The sequence below is a fragment of the Actinotalea endophytica genome, assembly GCF_025717005.1.
GTDB lineage: Bacteria > Actinomycetota > Actinomycetes > Actinomycetales > Cellulomonadaceae > Actinotalea.
Genome location: NZ_JAOVZU010000014.1, coordinates 1 through 16,913, shown reverse-complemented (window position 1 = coordinate 16,913; position 16,913 = coordinate 1). Strand labels below are relative to the sequence as shown.

Here is a 16,913-nt window from a genome sequence, read left to right as displayed (position 1 = left end):
GTGCCACCCGGCCCCCCGGGCGCGCGGGCGGGCGCGCCGGACCCCTCCCGGCGAGGCGTCGCGGGACCGACGAGGGGCCCGGTCCGTGCGGACCGGGCCCCTCGTCTCAGCTCAGGTCGAGCTCACTTCTTCCAGCGCGGGAAGGCCGACGCACCGGCGTAGACGGCGGCGTCGTCGAGCTCCTCCTCGATCCGGAGCAGCTGGTTGTACTTGTTGATCCGCTCGCCACGGGCCGGCGCACCGGTCTTGATCTGGCCGGCGTTCACCGCGACGACCAGGTCCGCGATGGTGACGTCCTCGGTCTCACCGGAACGGTGCGAGACCATCGCGGTGAAGCCTGCGCGCTGGGCCATCGTGACGGCGTCCAGCGTCTCGGACAGCGTGCCGATCTGGTTCAGCTTGACCAGCAACGAATTCGCGGCCTTCATCTCGATGCCCTTGGCCAGGCGGGTCGGGTTGGTGACGAACAGGTCGTCACCGACGATCTGCACCTTGTCGCCGACCTTGGCCACGAGCCCGGCCCAGTCGTCCCACTCGTCCTCGCTCAGCGGGTCCTCGATGGACACCAGCGGGTAGTCGGCGACGAGCTGCTCGTAGAAGGCGATCATCTCGGCGCCGGACTTCGCGGCACCCTCGAACTGGTAGGCGCCGTCCTTGAAGAACTCGGTCGAGGCGACGTCCAGCGCGAGCGCGACGTCGGTGCCCGGGACGAAGCCGGCCTTCTCGATGGCCTCGAGGATGAGGTCCAGCGCGGCGCGGTTGCTCGGCAGGTTCGGCGCGAAGCCGCCCTCGTCGCCGAGGCCGGTCGCCAGGCCCTTGGCCTTCAGCACCGACTTGAGCGAGTGGTAGACCTCGGCGCCGGTGCGCAGCGCCTCACGGTAGGTCGACGGTCCGATCGGAGCGATCATGAACTCCTGGATGTCGACGTTCGAGTCCGCGTGCGAGCCGCCGTTGAGGATGTTCATCATCGGGACCGGCACCACGTGCGCGTTCGGTCCGCCGATGTAGCGGAAGAGCGGCAGGTCGGCCGAGTCCGCGGCCGCCTTCGCCACGGCGAGCGAGACGCCGAGGATCGCGTTCGCGCCGATCTTGCCCTTGTTCGGGGTGCCGTCCAGGTCGATCAGCATCTGGTCGACGAGGCGCTGCTCGCTGGCCTCGAAGCCGATCAGCTCGGGGGCGATCTCATCCATGACGGCGTTGACCGCGTCCTGGACACCCTTGCCCAGGTAGCGACCCTTGTCGCCGTCACGACGCTCGACGGCCTCGAAGGCTCCGGTGGAGGCACCGGACGGGACACCGGCCCGTGCGATGGTGCCGTCGTCGAGCGCGACCTCGACCTCGACGGTGGGGTTGCCGCGCGAGTCCAGGATCTCGCGGGCGCCAACGGCCTCGATAGTGGCCACAGGTTGCTCCTTCGGACGATCGTTCCGTCGACACCGAACGGTGCCGACGCCCGGCGCATCCCGTACGCCGACCGCCGGTCAACCTCAACCGGCCACGGTCCACCCTAGACCCGGTGATCGACGGGGAACACGGGACGTTCCTGGGACCGAGCGAACACTCAGCGAAGGCCCAGCGACGGTCCAGGGACGAGCTCGGCGACGACCCGGCCGGGGAACCGTCGACGGCTCACCGCTCGCTCCGCAGCAGCCGTCGCTCGATCTCGGCGGCGACCTGGCCGAGCGAGCGGCCGCCGGTGCGCACCCGATCGGTGGCGACCTCGAGGTAGACGGGGCGGCGCTCGGCCATCAGTGCCGACCACCGGGCGCGGGGGTCCTCGGCGAGCAGCGGCCGGGACCGGTCCCGACCGACCCGCTCCATCGCGTGGTCGACGTCGACGTCGAGGAACACGACGTGCCCGCCGCGCGCGACGTACTCCGCGAGCGCGGCTCGCGAGTCGGCCCGCAGCACCGCTCCCCCGCCGAGCGCCAGGACCCCGTCGTGCCCCGCAAGCGCACGCACCAGCGCCTGGTGCTCGAGGTCCCGGAAGCCCTCCTCGCCGTGCTCGGCGAAGACCTCACGGATCGTGCATCCCGCGGCTGCCTCGACGTCGTGGTCGGTGTCGCGCAGGCGGACCCCCCACCGGCGAGCCAGCGTCCCACCGACCGCGCTCTTGCCCGAGCCCATCGGGCCGCACAGCACGGCGAGCGGGCCCTGCTCCGGCCCGGACGGTCGGGTCACGCGTGCCTGCCCGAACCCCGTGGTCCGGCCTCGCCGTGCAGCACGTCCAGCACGGCGGTCACGATGTCCAGGTCGAGCTGGCCCGGCGCGGACCCCGCCCCGACGGTCGCGAACGTCGCGGCCGAGCCGAAGACGCCGCCGGCCAGTCGGACGACCGCGCCCAGGTCACCCATCGCGACGGCGATCACCGGGACTCCGGCCCGCTCGCTCACCTCACGGGTCGCGCGCAGCAGCGCGAGCAGGTCGTCCGGGTCGCGCGGCGTGACCGCGAGCTTCGCCACGTCGGCGCCTGCGGCCACCATGTCGTCGAGCAACCCCCGCAGCTCCTTGCGGGGCGGTGTGCCCTGCCAGTCGTGGTGGGAGACGACCACGGCGACACCGGCGTCGTGGGCCAGGCCGATCGCGCCCGCCCGTGTCGGAGCCGGCAGGGACAGCTCGACGTCCACGAGATCGGCGACGCCTGCGCCGACGAGGGTCCCGAGCACCTCGAGGTACTCCTCGCCGCCCACGTCCGCCGCACCGCCCTGCTCCCGGGTCCGCAGCGTGACGAGCAGCGGCAGGCCGTCGAGCGCGTCGGTGACCTGGTGCCCGGCCGCGGCGAGCGCGTCGAGGTCGCCCTGCAGCGCGGTGGCCAGGTCCACGCGCCACTCGACGACGTCCGGGGCGGCGGCGCGCACGGCGCCGGCCTGGGCGCGCAGCTCGGCGACGTCGGTCCCGGTCAGCGGCACGATCACCGCGGGGCGTCCGGCGCCGAGCTCGACGCCGCGCACGATCAGGCTCATCGCTCCACCTCCGGCCCGCGGCGGGCACGTCCCCGCCCGCGAAGCATCATGCCGCACCCGGCGCAGCAGCGCGGGCGACGGGCGCACCTGCGCGGGCGGCGTGGCGCACCTGCGCAGGCGCCCACCCGACAGCACGACGACGGGCCCGGACCGCTCCCGGTCCGGGCCCGTCGGGTCGTGCGTGCGGTCAGCTCACGCCGACCGGGAGTGCCGCGTTGATCGCCTCGACCTGCGTCTTGGCGTCACCGAAGAGCATCGCCGTGTTCTCCCGGAAGAACAGCGGGTTCTGCACGCCGGCGTACCCGGTGGCCATCGAGCGCTTGAACACGATGACCTGCTTGGCCTTCCACACCTCGAGCACGGGCATGCCCGCGATCGGCGAGGTCGGGTCCTCCATGGCGGCGGGGTTCACCGTGTCGTTGGCGCCGATCACCAGGACGACGTCGGTCTCGTCGAAGTCGTCGTTGATCTCGTCCATCTCGAGCACGATGTCGTAGGGCACCTTGGCCTCGGCGAGCAGCACGTTCATGTGCCCGGGCAGACGACCGGCCACCGGGTGCACACCGAAACGGACCTGGACGCCGTGCGCCCGCAGCTTCGAGGTGAGCTCGGCGACCGGGTACTGGGCCTTCGCCACGGCCATGCCGTAACCCGGCGTGATGATCACGGACTTGGCGTTGACCAGCAGGTCCGCGGCCGTGTCCACGTCCACCTCGCGGTGCTCGCCGTAGTCGTGGTCACCGGACGCCACGGTGCCGCCCTCGGCGCCGAAGCCGCCGAGGATCACCGAGATGAACGAGCGGTTCATCGCACGGCACATGATGTAGCTGAGGATCGCACCGGAGGAACCGACCAGGGACCCGGTGATGATCAGCAGCGAGTTGCCGAGCATGAACCCGGCGGCCGCGGCGGCCCAGCCGGAGTACGAGTTCAGCATCGACACCACGACCGGCATGTCGCCGCCGCCGATCGCGGCGACCATGTGCCAGCCGAGCAGGAAGCCGATCACGGCCATCACCGCGACGAGCGCGACGCCGAAGCCGATCTGGTCGTGCGGCAGCGCGATCAGCCAGATCATCAGCGCGACGAACGCCGCGAACCCGCCGAGGTTGAGCATGTTCCGACCCGGCAGCACCAGCGGCGCGGACTTCATCTTCGCCGAGAGCTTGAGGTACGCGACCACCGAGCCGGTGAACGTGTAGGCACCGATCAGCACGCCGAGGGCGACCTCGACGATGTGCACGGCCCCGGCCTGCCCCTCGGGCGCGATGTAGGAGTTGAACCCGACGAGCACGGCCGCCATGCCGACGAACGAGTGGAACGCCGCGATCAGCTCGGGCATCTGGGTCATCTCGACCTTGCGCGCGATCGGGGTGCCGATGGCGGCGCCGATCGCGAGCACGACCACGATGAGCAGCAGGGTCACCACGACCGACTGGCGGTTCTCCGGGTCCTCCGCCGACAGGTAGAGCGAGTGCGTGATGGTCGCGCCGAGCGCGAGCACCATGCCGACCATGCCCGCGATGTTGCCGGTCCGTGCGGTGGTCTGCTTGGACAGACCGGCCAGGGACAGGATGAACAGCACCCCGGCGACGATGTACAGGCCCTGGATGAACTGGAGCAGCATGCTCACGCCTCCTTCTTGAACATGCTGAGCATCCGGTAGGACACCAGGAAGCCACCGAAGATGTTGATCGACGCGATCGTGGCCGCGACGAACGACATCCCCATCACCCAGGGGTCGGACGACCCGAGCTGGAGGAGCGCGCCGACCAGGATGATCCCGGAGATCGCGTTCGTCTGGGCCATCAGCGGCGTGTGCAGCGAGTGCGAGACACCGCTGATCACGTAGAAGCCGACGATCACCGCGAGGGTGAACACCGTGAACGCGGTGACGAAGCTCGCCGGCGAGAAGGTCACCGCGAGGATCACCAGCACCGCGGCGACCGCGGCACCGATGAGGCGGCGGCGGGCCTTGGCGGCGGCGGCCTCGGCCTCGAGCCGGGCCTTCTCGGCCGGGTCGATCTCCTCGACCGGGGCGGCCGCGGGGGCTGCCGCCGAGACCTTCACCGGGGGTGGCGGCCAGAGCGTCTCACCCGCGTGCGAGACGGTCATCCCGCGCACGACCTCGTCCTCGAGGTTGAGCACGAGCTCGCCGTCCTTGTTCGGGGTCAGCAGCTTCATGACGTTGACGATGTTCGTGCCGAACAGCTGTGAGGTGTGCTGCGGCATCCGGGACGTCAGGTCGGTGTAGCCGATGATCGTCACGCCGTTGTCGGTGACGATCTTCTCGCCCGGCACGGTCAGCTCGCAGTTGCCGCCGCCGGAGGCGGCGAGGTCCACGATCACCGAGCCCGGCTTCATCGCCGCGACCATCTCCGCGCTGATCGTGCGGGGTGCGGTGCCCCGGACCAGCGCCGTGGTGATCACCACGTCGGCCCGGGCGGACTCGGCGGCGTACATCTCCGCGGTGAGCCGCTCCTGCTCCTCGGTGAGGGCCTTCGCGTAGCCGTCGGAGGAGACCTCCTGCTGCGCGGCCTCGGCCTGCACGAAGGACGCGCCCATCGACTCGATCTGCTCGCCGACCTCGGGCCGCACGTCGAACGCACGGACCTCGGCGCCGAGGCTCGCGGCCGCACCGATCGCCGCGAGGCCCGCGACGCCGGCGCCGATCACGAACACATGGGCGGGCGGGGTCTTGCCGGCCGCGGTCACCTGGCCGGTGAACATGCCGCCGTACTCCTCGGCGGACTCGATCACCGCGCGGTAGCCGGCCACGTTCGACATCGTGGACAGCACGTCCAGGGCCTGCGCACGCGAGATGCGTGGGACCGCGTCCAGCGCCATGCCGGTGATCCCGGCCTTCGTCAGGGTCTCGACGAGCTCGGGGTGAGCCGGCGGCATCATCATCGAGATGAGCGTCGAGCCCGAGGTCATCGACGCGAGCTGGGCGTCGGTGGGGGTGTTCACGGCCGCGACGACGTCCGAGGCCCACACCTCGTCGGGGCCGACCACGCTCGCCCCGGCCTCGGTGTAGGCCTCGTCGCTGAACGTCGCGCCTTGACCGGCGCCGCTCTCGACCGCCACCTCGTATCCGAGGCCGACCAGCTGGCCGACCGTCTTGGGGGTCGCGGCCACGAGCCGTTCGCCTGGCTTGGACTCCCGCGGTACTCCGATCCGCATATGCCTCTCCTTCGTGGCGCCAGCGAACGGCTCGCTCGTCCGATCGCCCATCCGGCGCGTGCTGCTAGCCCCGGACACCTTTGCGCCCCAGGGACGTCTCTGTCCACCTGCCAGCGGCCCACTTCTCGGCCACTCGTATCTTGTGCTGACAAACGTCGGAGGACCCATGACCTTCGGCCCGCGTCGGAGCCGTCACGGTGTGCTCGTCGACCCGCCGTTCGACTCGGCCGCGCGGGCCTGCACCTCGTAGTCCCGAAGGGTGGAACGCAGCGCCGCCTCGGCGTCCAGCCCGGCCTCCTGAGCGGCCGCGACCAGGGCGAGCAGCGCCGATCCGAGCCCCGCCTCGTCCAGCACCTCGCCGTGCGGCGGCAGGGGCAGCCCCGCGCGGCGCGCCCGGCCGACGACCTTCTGCGCACGCTGCAGCGCGGGCAGCGCGAGCGGCACCCCGTCGAGCACGGACGTCCGGTCGACCTTCTCGGCGGCCTTGATCTGCTCCCACCGGCGGTGCACCTCGTCCGCGTCCCGCACCTCGACGCCGGCGAACACGTGCGGGTGCCGGCGGCGCAGCTTCGCGGCGATCCCGGCCGCGACGTCCTCGAGGTCGAACGGCTCCGTCGGGTGCTCCTGCGCGACCCGGGCCTGGAAGACCACCTGGAGCAGGAGGTCGCCGAGCTCCTCGAGGAGCAGCTCGCGGTCCCCGGTCTCGACCGCCTCGGCGACCTCGTAGACCTCCTCGACCGCGTACTGCACGAGCGACGCGGGCGTCTGCTCGGCGTCCCACGGGCAGCCGCCGGGAGAACGCAGCCGGTCCATCACCGCGACGAGGTCGGTGACGTTCGGCAGCGGCCCGTCCGGGCCCGGGTCGGGGATCACCCCTGGGCGATCCAGGGCAGGCTGATCGCCGTGATGCTGCCCGAGGACGGGTCGAACGTGCCGTAGCGCGGGTTCACCTCGACGTCGAGCGCGGCGATCCGCTCGGTGATGGTCGACAGCGCCGTGGAGCTGTCGTCGAGACCGCTCAGGTTCGTCGACGCGGCGGCCTGCTCGCCGAGCAGCACGGCCGCGTCGCTGTAGGTGGCCGGCGGCGTCTGACCGGACTGCTCGAAGGCGCTGTCGAGGAACGACGCACCGTCCTGCTCGGAGACGCCCACGCCGGCCTCGGACGCGACCTGGACGAACACCGGCGAGATGATCAGGAAGCTCAGCATGGCGGCCGGGTCGGTCGAGCTGAGCACCGGGCCCAGGTCGTCGATCGCGTCGGCCACGTCGGACTGCGGGATCCGCTCCCCGTCCACCACCGCCGCCGTACCCGGCTGCGGGCTGCACCCGGCGAGCAGGGTCGCCGTGGCGAGCATCGCCCCGACCAGTGCGCGCACTGCGGTCCTCGACATCTGTCCTCCTGATCGGCCCAAGGCTGTCCCGACGATACAGCGACTCAGGCGGGCTGCCTGACCAGCACCTGCTCCACGAGATCGGTCAGCCAGCCGAGCAGCGCCGCCCCGGAGAGCGGACGTCCGCCGACCCTCGCGGTGGTCGGGAACGGCACGAGCACCGTGCGCACCGCCGGCTTGAGCACCGAGCCCGGGTAGAGCCGGCGCAGCCGCAGGGCGGCCGACTCCGGCAGCTCGACCGGTGCGACCCGGATGAACTTCCCCTGCGCGGTCACGTCGGTCAGGCCGGCCCGGCGGGCGAGGTTCCGGAAGGTCGCGACCTCGAGCAGCGCCTCGACCGGGGCGGGGAGCTGGCCGTAGCGGTCGACCAGCTCGGCGCGGACCTCGTCCAGGGCGTCCGCCGTCGTGGCGTCCGCGATCTTCCGGTACGCCTCCAGGCGGAGGCGCTCGTGCTCGATGTAGTCGGTCGGCACGTGCGCGTCGACCGGGAGCTCGAGGGTGACCTCGGCGGGTGTCTGGTCCGCCTCGCCACGGAACGCCGCGACCGCCTCGCCGACCATCCGGACGTACAGGTCGAACCCGACGCCGGCGATGTGCCCGGACTGCTCGCCGCCGAGCAGGTTGCCGGCGCCGCGAATCTCCAGGTCCTTCATCGCGACCGCCATCCCGGACCCGAGGTCGGTGTTCGCGGCGATCGTCTGCAGCCGGTCGTGCGCGGTCTCGGTCAACGGCCGCTCCGGCGGGTACATGAAGTACGCGTAGGCCCGCTCGCGTCCACGGCCCACCCGTCCGCGCAGCTGGTGCAGCTGGGACAGGCCGAGCAGGTCGGCCCGCTCGAGGATCAGCGTGTTCGCGTTGGAGATGTCCAGCCCGGTCTCGACGATCGTCGTGGTGACCAGCACGTCCGAGCGCTTCTCCCAGAAGTCCATGATCACGCGCTCGAGCTGGTGCTCGCTCATCTTGCCGTGCGCCGTGGCGATCCTGGCCTCGGGCACCAGCTCGGCGAGCCGGGCGGCCGCCTTGTCGATCGACGCGACCTTGTTGTGCACGTAGAACACCTGGCCCTCGCGCAGCAGCTCGCGCCGGATCGCGGCGGCGACCTGCTTCTCGTCGTACGGGCCGACGAAGGTCAGGACCGGGTGCCGCTCCTCCGGCGGCGTGGCCAGCGTCGACATCTCCCGGATGCCGGTGACCGCCATCTCGAGGGTGCGCGGGATCGGCGTCGCGCTCATCGCGAGCACGTCCACGTCGGTGCGCAACGCCTTGAGGGTCTCCTTGTGCTCGACCCCGAAGCGCTGCTCCTCGTCGATGACGACGAGGCCGAGGTTCTTGAACCTCACCTGCCCGGTGATCAGCCGGTGCGTGCCGATCACGACGTCGACGGCGCCGGAGGCGAGGCCCTCGACGACCTCCTTGGCCTCGGCGTCGCTCTGGAAGCGGGACAGCGCCTTGACCGTGACCGGGAACGGCGCGTACCGCTCGGAGAACGTGTCCAGGTGCTGCTGGACGAGCAGCGTGGTCGGCACGAGCACCGCGACCTGCTTGCCGTCCTGGACGGCCTTGAAGGCCGCCCGCACCGCGATCTCGGTCTTGCCGTAGCCGACGTCGCCGCAGACCAGGCGATCCATCGGGTACGGCTTCTCCATGTCGACCTTGACCTCGTCGATGGTCGCGAGCTGGTCGGGCGTCTCGACGTAGGCGAAGGCGTCCTCGAGCTCGCGCTGCCACGGGGTGTCCGGGCCGAACGCGTGGCCGGGGGTCGCCATCCGGGCGGAGTAGAGCCGGATCAGCTCACCGGCGATCTCCCGGACCGCCTTGCGCGCACGCCCCTTCGTCTTCGCCCAGTCCGACCCGCCCATCCGGTTCAGGCTGGGCGACTCACCACCCACGTACCGGGTGATCTGGTCGAGCTGGTCGGTCGGCACCCACAGCCGGTCACCCGGCTGCCCGCGCTTGGACGGCGCGTACTCGATGACCAGGTACTCCCGGGTGCCGGCGGCCTGGCCCGAGCCGATCGTCCGGGCGGTGAGCTCGACGAACCGGCCCACGCCGTGCTGCTCGTGGACCACGAAGTCGCCCGGCCGCAGCGCGAGCGGGTCGACCGTGCGCCGGCGCCGCGAGGGCATGGCCCGCATGTCGCGCGTGGACGTGCCGGCCCGCCCGGTGAGGTCCGGCTCGGTGATCACCGCGAGCCGCAGGTCGGGGGCGACGAAGCCCCGGGGGATCCGCGCCGCGGTGACCAGCACGACGCCCGCCTCCGGCTCGGCGTCGATCGACGCGACCAGCCGCGCCGGGACGTCGGCCGCGTTCAGCTGCTCGGTCATCCGGGTGGCCGGCCCGTGGCCCTCGGTGACCAGCACCAGCCGCCAGGCGTCGCGCTGCAGGTCCCGCAGGTCCTCCACGGCCCGGGCGACCTCACCGTGGTAGCCGTGCACGTCCCGCGCGCCGACCGCGAGCGCCGCACCCTCGGCGACCTCGGGCACGGCGTCCACCTCGGTGGCGGCGCCGTCGTCGACCGCGAGCGCGAACGGGCTCAGCGACCACCAGCCGAGCCGACGCTCGAGCGCGAACTCGCGGGTGTCGGCGTAGCTCGAGAACGACGCCGCGGACAGGTCGATCGGCGTGTCCGCGCCCGCCACCGCGGCGGTCCAGGCGGCGTCGAGGAACTCGCTCGTGGTCGCAGCCAGGTCGTGCGCGCGGCGGCGCACCCGCTCCGGGTCGGACACCACCACCAGCGCATCGCCGACCAGGTCGAGCACCGGGACCATCCGGTCCACGAGCACCGGCGCGAGCGACTCCATGCCCTCCACGGCGATCCCGGCGGCGAGCTTGGTCAGCATGTCGGCGACCCCCGGGAGGTCGTCGACCAGTGCCTCCGCCCGCGCGCGCACGGCGTCGGTGAGCAGCACCTCGCGGCACGGCGGCGCCCACAGGCCGTCGTCGGCGATCTCGAGGCTGCGCTGGTCGGCGACCGCGAACCAGCGGATCTCCTCGACCTGGTCGCCCCACAGCTCGATCCGCAGCGGGTGGTCGTCGGTGGGCGGGAAGACGTCGAGGATGCCGCCGCGCACCGCGAACTCGCCGCGGCGCTCGACCATGTCCACCCGCGTGTAGGCGGCCGCGGTGAGCGCCTCGGCGATCTCGGTGAGGTCGGCCGTGTCACCCGCCCGCAGCGCCACCGGCCGGAGCTCGCCGAGGCCGTCGACCACCGGCTGGAGCAGCGCTCGCACCGGCACGACCACGAGGCGCAGCGGCCCGCCGGGCCCCTCGGCGTCGGGGTGGGCGAGCCGGCGCAGCACGGCCAGGCGGCGCGCGACGGTGTCGCTGCGCGGCGACAGCCGCTCGTGCGGCAGCGTCTCCCACGACGGCAGCACGGCGATCGCGTCGGCCAGGTGCGGGGCGTACGCGCCGACCGCGGCGGCGAGCTCCTCGGCCTCACGCCCGGTGGCCGTCACCACCACGAGGCGGTCGGGAGCCGGACCGCTCCCGGCGGCCGCCGTACCGGTCGACGCGCCGGTGAGCAGGTGGGCCAGCACCGCCGGGCGCATGCCGACCGGTACCACGACGTCCAGCTCGGCCTCCCGCGCGGCGGCGGTCGGGGCGTGCGCGGCCTGGAGCAGGCGCGCGAGTGCGGGGTCGCCCGCGAGCACGGGCAGCAGGCCGGAGAGCGTCATGAGTCCTCAGCGTGGGTGTGCCGCGCGCAGGCGGCAGCGCGACCGCAGAAGTCTACGAGGGCGCGGCGTCGGGTGCCGGTCGTGGTCGGCGCTTCTTGAGCCGTAGTGCCGGGCGCTCGACGAGCACCCAGCTCAGCACCGCCAGCGGCACCGCCAGGGCCAGCGCGACCAGGGCCGCCAACCACGGGTTCCACCCCGGCGACCCGAGGAGCACGAGGCTCTGCTGGACCGGGAACGCGTAGATGTACAGCCCGTAGGAGATGTCCCGGTCCGTCAGCCGCAGGCGCGGGTCCTTGAGCCGCCCGCCCACCCAGATCACCAGGTACGCCAGCGGCAGGCCGGCGATGATCTCGTAGTTCGGCAGCACCGGCGAGACCGCGAACAGCACCACGGCGACCCCGACGAGCACCGGCGACGCCGAGATCCGGTCCCCGTAGAGCTGGAGCACCATGCCGGCCAGGAACATGAAGCCGAGCCGGGCACCGTTGTCGAGCCAGTAGTTCGCGGGAACCACGCCGTAGGTCTGGCCGACGATGACGAACCAGGTCAGCACCAGCAGGGCGAGCGGCACCATGCGGCGGCGAACCAGGCCGGCGACGCCGAGGGCCGCGAGCCCGACGTAGGCGAGCGCCTCCCACTTGAGCGTCCACAGCGAGCCGTTCCACACCCCGTCGTAGGGCACGCCGGCCGGCGTGCCGGCGACGTCCCAGAACTGCATCTGCAGCGGCAGGTTCACGAGCACGTAGTGCACCGCGCTGTGCTCGCCCACGAGCACGTCCGACACCGGCCGGCCGTCGAGCAGCATGGCGAACGGGGCGAAGCCGAACGCCACGACCACCAGGCACATCCAGAACGCGGGCATGATCCGCAGGATCCGGTTGCGGAAGTAGCTCACGAGCTTCGGGTTGTGCAGCCAGCTGCCCGCCAGCAGGAACCCGCTGATCGCGAAGAAGCCGTCGACGCCGAACATCCCGGCGAACGACTCCGTCCAGGCGTTCGGCCACGGGTGACCGTTCAGCCGGTAGGCGTGCCACACGAGCACGCTCGCCGCGAGCATGAGCCGAACCGAGTTGAGCGCGTTGGCGCGCGGGTCGACCAGCGTGGCCAACGTGGCCGGCCGCTGGGTGACGGTCTCCTCGGCTACCACGGCGGCACCGCTGCACGAGCGACCGCGAGGACGCCTGCGCGGAGCACGATCAGTCGCCGATCGCCGCCGACGCGCCCTGCTCGGCCTCCAGGAGGGCCAGCGCTCTGCGGAGCAGCGTGCTCGACGTGTGCACGGTGTACGGGAAGTAGACGACCTCGACGCCCACGGTCGCGAAGTCGCGCTCGAGCTTCTCCCCCTTGGGCGTGCCCCGCCAGTCGTCGCCCTTGAAGATGACGTCGAAGCGCACGTCCTCCCACGTGATGAGCTTGTCCGGCTGGGTCTCGACGTAGACGTCGTCGACCAGGTCGATGTGCCGCACGATCTCGACGCGCTCCGCGATCGGGATGACGGGGCGGCGGCCCTTGGTGATCTCGAGCACGTCGTCGTCCACGATGCCGGCGACCAGCCGGTCACAGTGCGCACGGGCGTGGCGAAGGATGTTCAGGTGTCCGATGTGGAACAGGTCGTACGCGCCGGGCGCGTATCCAACTCGGGTCACGTCGGTCTCCTCGGGGTCGGCGACAGGGGACGAGGGCCGAACACGTCGTCGTGCCAGGTACGGGTACCCGGGCCACCGGAGATCGCCAGGCTACAAGCAGGCGGGTGCAGTAGGACAGGGGGGAAACGGGTGAAACCGGACATAGGGGGTGGCGGCGCCAGGGGGGCCGCCGCTTACGATCAGGGGGTGACAGCCGACGTGAACGCCCGGGCGCCGCTCGCCTCTCGCCTGTGGGACCTCACGCGCCGCCACGTCGGTGAGCTGAGCCGGTTCCTGTCGGTCGGGGCGGTCGCCTACGTGATCGACGCGGGCCTGTTCAACCTGCTCCGCTACGGGCCGGGCGAGCTGCTGGCCGACAAGCCCTTGACCGCCAAGATCATCGCGGCCACCCTCGCGACCCTGTTCTCCTGGGTGGGCAACCGGTACTGGACGTTCGCGACCAAGCGCACCAGCAGCCCGGTCAGGGAGCTGGTCGTGTTCATCGTGGTCAACGTCGCCGCGATGGGCGCTGCCGTCGTGAGCCTCTGGTTCTCGCACTACGTCCTGCGCCTGACGTCGCCGTTGGCCGACAACATCTCGGCGAACGTGGTCGGGGTCGCGCTGGGCACCGCGATCCGCTACGTCGCGTACAAGTTCTTCGTGTTCACCGGCGCAGCCGAGCCCGCCGCCGTCGAGGCCGCCATCGAGGCCGAGGACCGGGCCTCGCGCGCCGAGCACTCCGACTGAGCACCGACCCGCCTACCGGCGTCCGCCCCGGGCGACCGCCTGCCGCCCCGCGCGAGGCTCACCCCGCGCGCGCGAGGCTCAGGCCGCGCGGCCCTTGCCGACCAGGCCTCGGACCCCCGTGGCGACGCGCTGACCGCCCCAGACGGTCACCCGCAGCATCGCCTCCTGGACGATCCGCCCGCTCATCTTCGACTCGCCGCGGACGCGCTCGACGAAGGTGATCGGCACCTCGACGACCGTCTCACCGGCGGCGACCGCACGCCGGACCAGGTCGATCTGGAAGCAGTAGCCGGCGCTCTCGATGCCGTCGCTCACCAGCGGTCGCAGCGCATCGCACCGGTAGACGCGGTAGCCCCCGGTGACGTCGCGGACCCCGAGGCCGAGCGCGAGCCGGGCATAGAGGCTCCCGCCCCGGGACAGCACCAGGCGGTGCCACGGCCAGTTCTCCACCCGGCCGCCCGGGACCCACCTCGACCCGAGCACCACGGAGACGTCCGGGTCGTCGAGCCGTGCGATCAACGACGGAAGCTGCTCGGGCTGGTGGGAGCCGTCCGCGTCCATCTCGCAGACGGCGTCGTAGCCGTGCTCGAAGGCCCACGCGAAGCCGGCGAGGTAGGCCTTCCCGAGCCCCTCCTTGGCCGTCCGGTGCATAACGTGGACCTGGGGGTCGTCCGCGGCCAACGCGTCCGCGAGCTCGCCCGTGCCGTCGGGTGACCCGTCGTCCAGCACGAGGACGTCGACGCCCGGAGCCGCTGCGCGCAGCCTCCGCACGATCTCCTCGATGTTCTCCGCCTCGTTGTACGTGGGGATCGCGACGAGGACGCGCTCGGGCGCTGCGGACGTCGAGCCATCTGCCATGCCGGCTCCTTGCCTGGTACGGGCTGGATGCAGCGATCGTAGGGGGCCACGACCCTGTGCGGCACGGCGGAGGTGCCGTTTCACCCGACCACGGACGGCGGTGGTCGGGTCGCGGCGACGTAGACTCCTCGGGCCGGTGCACAGCGCACGGGGACGGAGGTGACGGGCGAGGTGCAACCGACGACCGAGCTGCAGCGCCGCCCCAGCATCCTGCACCGCAACGTCTCCCTGCCGGTGGCCACCGCCTTCGTCGCGATCGTGATCATCGCCGCGAGGCTCCCGATCATGATGAACGTGACGTTCGGGAGCGTCGTCGCGGCAGCCCTCGCCCCGGTCTGGGTCCCCACGCTGGCGCGGTACCGGGGCGTCCGGCTGCTCATGGGAGCCCTGCTCCTGGCCGCGGCCTCAGGGATCTGGCTCACGAAGTGGGCGTCCATCGACCACGCCACCTCGACGAGCCTGATGCTCGCCACCACGGTCACCCTGCTCAACGTCGGCCTGGGCACCGGGGTCGTGCTCTGGGCGCGCACGATCATGTCGCGCGCCGCCATCGGGATCGCGTTCGGGATCGGCCTGGTCGCCGGCATCTCCACCGGAGGCCGGTTCGCCGAGAACCCCTGGCGCTTCGGGTTCGCGGCACCGGTGATCATCCTCGCGCTCTCGTTCGCGTGGTACTCCCGACGCCGGTGGCTCGAGGTGGGCCTGGCCGGCCTGCTCGCAGCGATCACGGCCCTCTCGGGCGGGCGTTCCCTCGCTGCGATGCTCTTCGTCGCGGCCGTGGTCACGATGTGGAACTCGCTCCCCCGTCCCCGGACTCCCCGGGGCTCGCGCATGCGGATCGCCGCGATGCTCGCGCTGCTGGGCTTCGCCGTCTACCAGGTCGGGCTCGGCCTGATCCTGGACGGCTATCTCGGCGAGAACACCCAGCAACGCACCGCCGAGCAGATCGCCGCGTCCGGGTCGGTCCTGCTGGGAGCCCGGCCCGAGCTCGGCGCGTCGATGGCGCTGATGGTGGACCGGCCGATCGGCTTCGGCTCGGGGACGTCGCCGAACACCCAGGACGTGCTCACGGCCAAGGCCGGGATGGCGAAGCTCAACTACGACCCCAACAACAACTACGTCGAGACCTACATGCTCGGCACCGCGGTCGAGCTGCACTCGGTGACGGCGGACCTGTGGGCTCTCTACGGCATCCCCGGGCTCTTCGTCGCGCTCCTGATCGGCATCCAGGTGATCCGTGGGCTGATCACGCAGCTCGCGGCCCGGGACGTCGCGGCCCTCACCGCCTACCTCGCGATCAGCACGGTCTGGAACCTCGGCTTCAGTCCGTTCTTCACCTCGTCGCACGAGCTCGTGCTGGCGCTCGGCCTGCTCGCGATCGAGCGACGCGCGAAGACCTAGCGACGCGCGTACTCCGAGTGCACGTACCCGACCGCGCCGAGCAGCATGCCCGCGCCGCGCGCGGCGGTCCGCGTCCCGCGCGAACGTGCCCCGAGGTTCCTGGTCACGGTGCCGAACGCCGCCCTGGCTGATCCGGCGACGAGCCGCGCGAGGCCCTTCGCCGCGAACGTCGCACGCGCGGCGAGACGCTCCCGGCCGTGCGTCACATGCACCTGGGCCCGGGCCCCCGAGTTGCCGGAGCGCAGCGCACGGCGCACGACCCAGCGCCGCGTCGCTCGGGCGGCCGGCACCACGTCCACGACCGCGGCCTCCGAGCACCACACGAACGTCCCACCGCGCCGCCCTGCCTCGAGGGCGAACACGGTGTCCGATCCCCCCGTCAGGCCGAACTCCTCGTCGAACCGCAAGGACCAGCTGCGCACGGAGGACATGTCCAGCAGGAGGTTGTTGGTCGCCACCACCGGCACCACGGTCCCGGTCGGGTGGTCCAGGCGGTCGAACCAGCCGCCCGCGACCAGCCACGGGTCGAGCGGTCCGGTGAACTCGGAGACCACGCGCCCGGCGACCCCGACGCACTCGAACCGGCGGTACGTGGCGACGAGCGCATCGAGCCACCCGTCCCCAGGACGCTCGTCGTCGTCGATGAAGACGACGACGTCACTGGCCGCTGCCTCCGCCAGCCCACGGTTGCGGGCCGCGGCGATGCCCGGGCGCGGCTCGTGCACGTTGCGCACCGGGTGCGCCTGCGACCACTCCTCCACCGTCGCGCGAGCGCTCGGGACGGTGTCGTTGTCGATCACGAGGAGCTCTGCACCCGGCGTCGCCTGCACGGCGTCGACGAGGGTCGGCAGGGCGGCGGCGAGGTCGTCCGGCCGGCGGAAGGTCAGGGTCACCACGCTGATGCGCAGGTTCTCCGGCCCTCCGCCGGGCGGCCTCACGGCAGCGGTCCGGCCCACAGGTCGTCGTAGGTGAAGGTGACCGGTGCGTTGGCGGCCGTGCTGAACAGGTAGGTCGACACCCCGACCCCACCAGCGACCTGCAGCGACGCCGTGGAGTCGGTCGACTCCAGCT

The 16,913-nt window shown here is 72.1% G+C and carries 14 protein-coding genes; 2 read left to right on the top strand and 12 right to left on the bottom strand.

The annotated features are described in order from the left end of the window. Positions 1-122: 122 nt before the first annotated feature. The 10 genes from eno to OEB99_RS18750 form a co-directional block, all read right to left on the bottom strand. Positions 123-1,403 (bottom strand): phosphopyruvate hydratase, encoded by a 1,281-nt coding sequence (gene eno / locus OEB99_RS18795; protein ID WP_263578838.1) that lies wholly within the window; start codon positions 1,401-1,403, stop codon positions 123-125. 226 nt (positions 1,404-1,629) lie between these two features. Further along, positions 1,630-2,181: a shikimate kinase gene (locus OEB99_RS18790; RefSeq protein ID WP_263578837.1), complete on the bottom strand. Its 552-nt coding sequence runs from the start codon at positions 2,179-2,181 to the stop codon at positions 1,630-1,632. Continuing rightward, positions 2,178-2,963, bottom strand: coding sequence for a type I 3-dehydroquinate dehydratase (gene aroD, locus OEB99_RS18785; protein WP_263578836.1), 786 nt, complete (start codon positions 2,961-2,963; stop codon positions 2,178-2,180). Before aroD ends, OEB99_RS18790 begins: the two co-directional genes overlap by 4 nt. Positions 2,964-3,150: 187 nt before the next feature. Then, the gene (gene pntB / locus OEB99_RS18780) at positions 3,151-4,590 is read right to left on the bottom strand and encodes a Re/Si-specific NAD(P)(+) transhydrogenase subunit beta (RefSeq protein WP_263578894.1); all 1,440 of its coding nucleotides are present in this window, start codon (positions 4,588-4,590) and stop codon (positions 3,151-3,153) included. A 2-nt stretch (positions 4,591-4,592) separates the two neighbouring features. Further along, positions 4,593-6,146, bottom strand: coding sequence for a Re/Si-specific NAD(P)(+) transhydrogenase subunit alpha (locus tag OEB99_RS18775; protein ID WP_263578835.1), 1,554 nt, complete (start codon positions 6,144-6,146; stop codon positions 4,593-4,595). A gap of 192 nt (positions 6,147-6,338) precedes the next feature. Further along, positions 6,339-7,019: a nucleoside triphosphate pyrophosphohydrolase gene (locus OEB99_RS18770; protein ID WP_263578834.1), complete on the bottom strand. Its 681-nt coding sequence runs from the start codon at positions 7,017-7,019 to the stop codon at positions 6,339-6,341. Next, positions 7,016-7,537 (bottom strand): SurA N-terminal domain-containing protein, encoded by a 522-nt coding sequence (locus tag OEB99_RS18765; protein WP_263578833.1) that lies wholly within the window; start codon positions 7,535-7,537, stop codon positions 7,016-7,018. Before OEB99_RS18765 ends, OEB99_RS18770 begins: the two co-directional genes overlap by 4 nt. 44 nt (positions 7,538-7,581) lie before the next feature. After that, positions 7,582-11,211, bottom strand: coding sequence for a transcription-repair coupling factor (mfd, locus tag OEB99_RS18760; RefSeq protein WP_263578832.1), 3,630 nt, complete (start codon positions 11,209-11,211; stop codon positions 7,582-7,584). 52 nt (positions 11,212-11,263) lie between these two features. After that, positions 11,264-12,358, bottom strand: a complete 1,095-nt coding sequence (locus OEB99_RS18755) for an acyltransferase family protein (RefSeq protein WP_263578831.1) — start codon at positions 12,356-12,358, stop codon at positions 11,264-11,266. Between the two features lie 49 nt (positions 12,359-12,407). After that, on the bottom strand, positions 12,408-12,857 hold the full coding sequence (locus tag OEB99_RS18750) for an FAD synthase family protein (protein ID WP_263578830.1): 450 nt from the start codon (positions 12,855-12,857) through the stop codon (positions 12,408-12,410). A 186-nt stretch (positions 12,858-13,043) separates the two neighbouring features. Here OEB99_RS18750 and OEB99_RS18745 point away from each other — a divergent pair, with 186 nt between their 5' ends. Beyond that, positions 13,044-13,583 carry a GtrA family protein gene (locus OEB99_RS18745; protein WP_263578829.1) on the top strand — a complete coding sequence of 180 codons (540 nt, stop codon included), beginning with the start codon at positions 13,044-13,046 and terminating at the stop codon, positions 13,581-13,583. Between the two features lie 78 nt (positions 13,584-13,661). On the opposite strand, the gene OEB99_RS18740 is transcribed toward OEB99_RS18745, so the two are convergent. Beyond that, positions 13,662-14,441, bottom strand: coding sequence for a polyprenol monophosphomannose synthase (locus tag OEB99_RS18740; protein ID WP_263578828.1), 780 nt, complete (start codon positions 14,439-14,441; stop codon positions 13,662-13,664). Positions 14,442-14,612: 171 nt separating this feature from the next. Between OEB99_RS18740 and OEB99_RS18735 the strand changes: the two genes are divergently transcribed. Then, on the top strand, positions 14,613-15,842 hold the full coding sequence (locus OEB99_RS18735) for a hypothetical protein (protein ID WP_263578827.1): 1,230 nt from the start codon (positions 14,613-14,615) through the stop codon (positions 15,840-15,842). Here the strand turns inward: OEB99_RS18735 and OEB99_RS18730 are convergent. Then, the gene (locus OEB99_RS18730; protein WP_263578826.1) at positions 15,839-16,735 is read right to left on the bottom strand and encodes a glycosyltransferase family 2 protein; all 897 of its coding nucleotides are present in this window, start codon (positions 16,733-16,735) and stop codon (positions 15,839-15,841) included. The two genes, OEB99_RS18735 and OEB99_RS18730, sit on opposite strands and share 4 nt — an antisense overlap. Positions 16,736-16,913 lie beyond the last annotated feature (178 nt).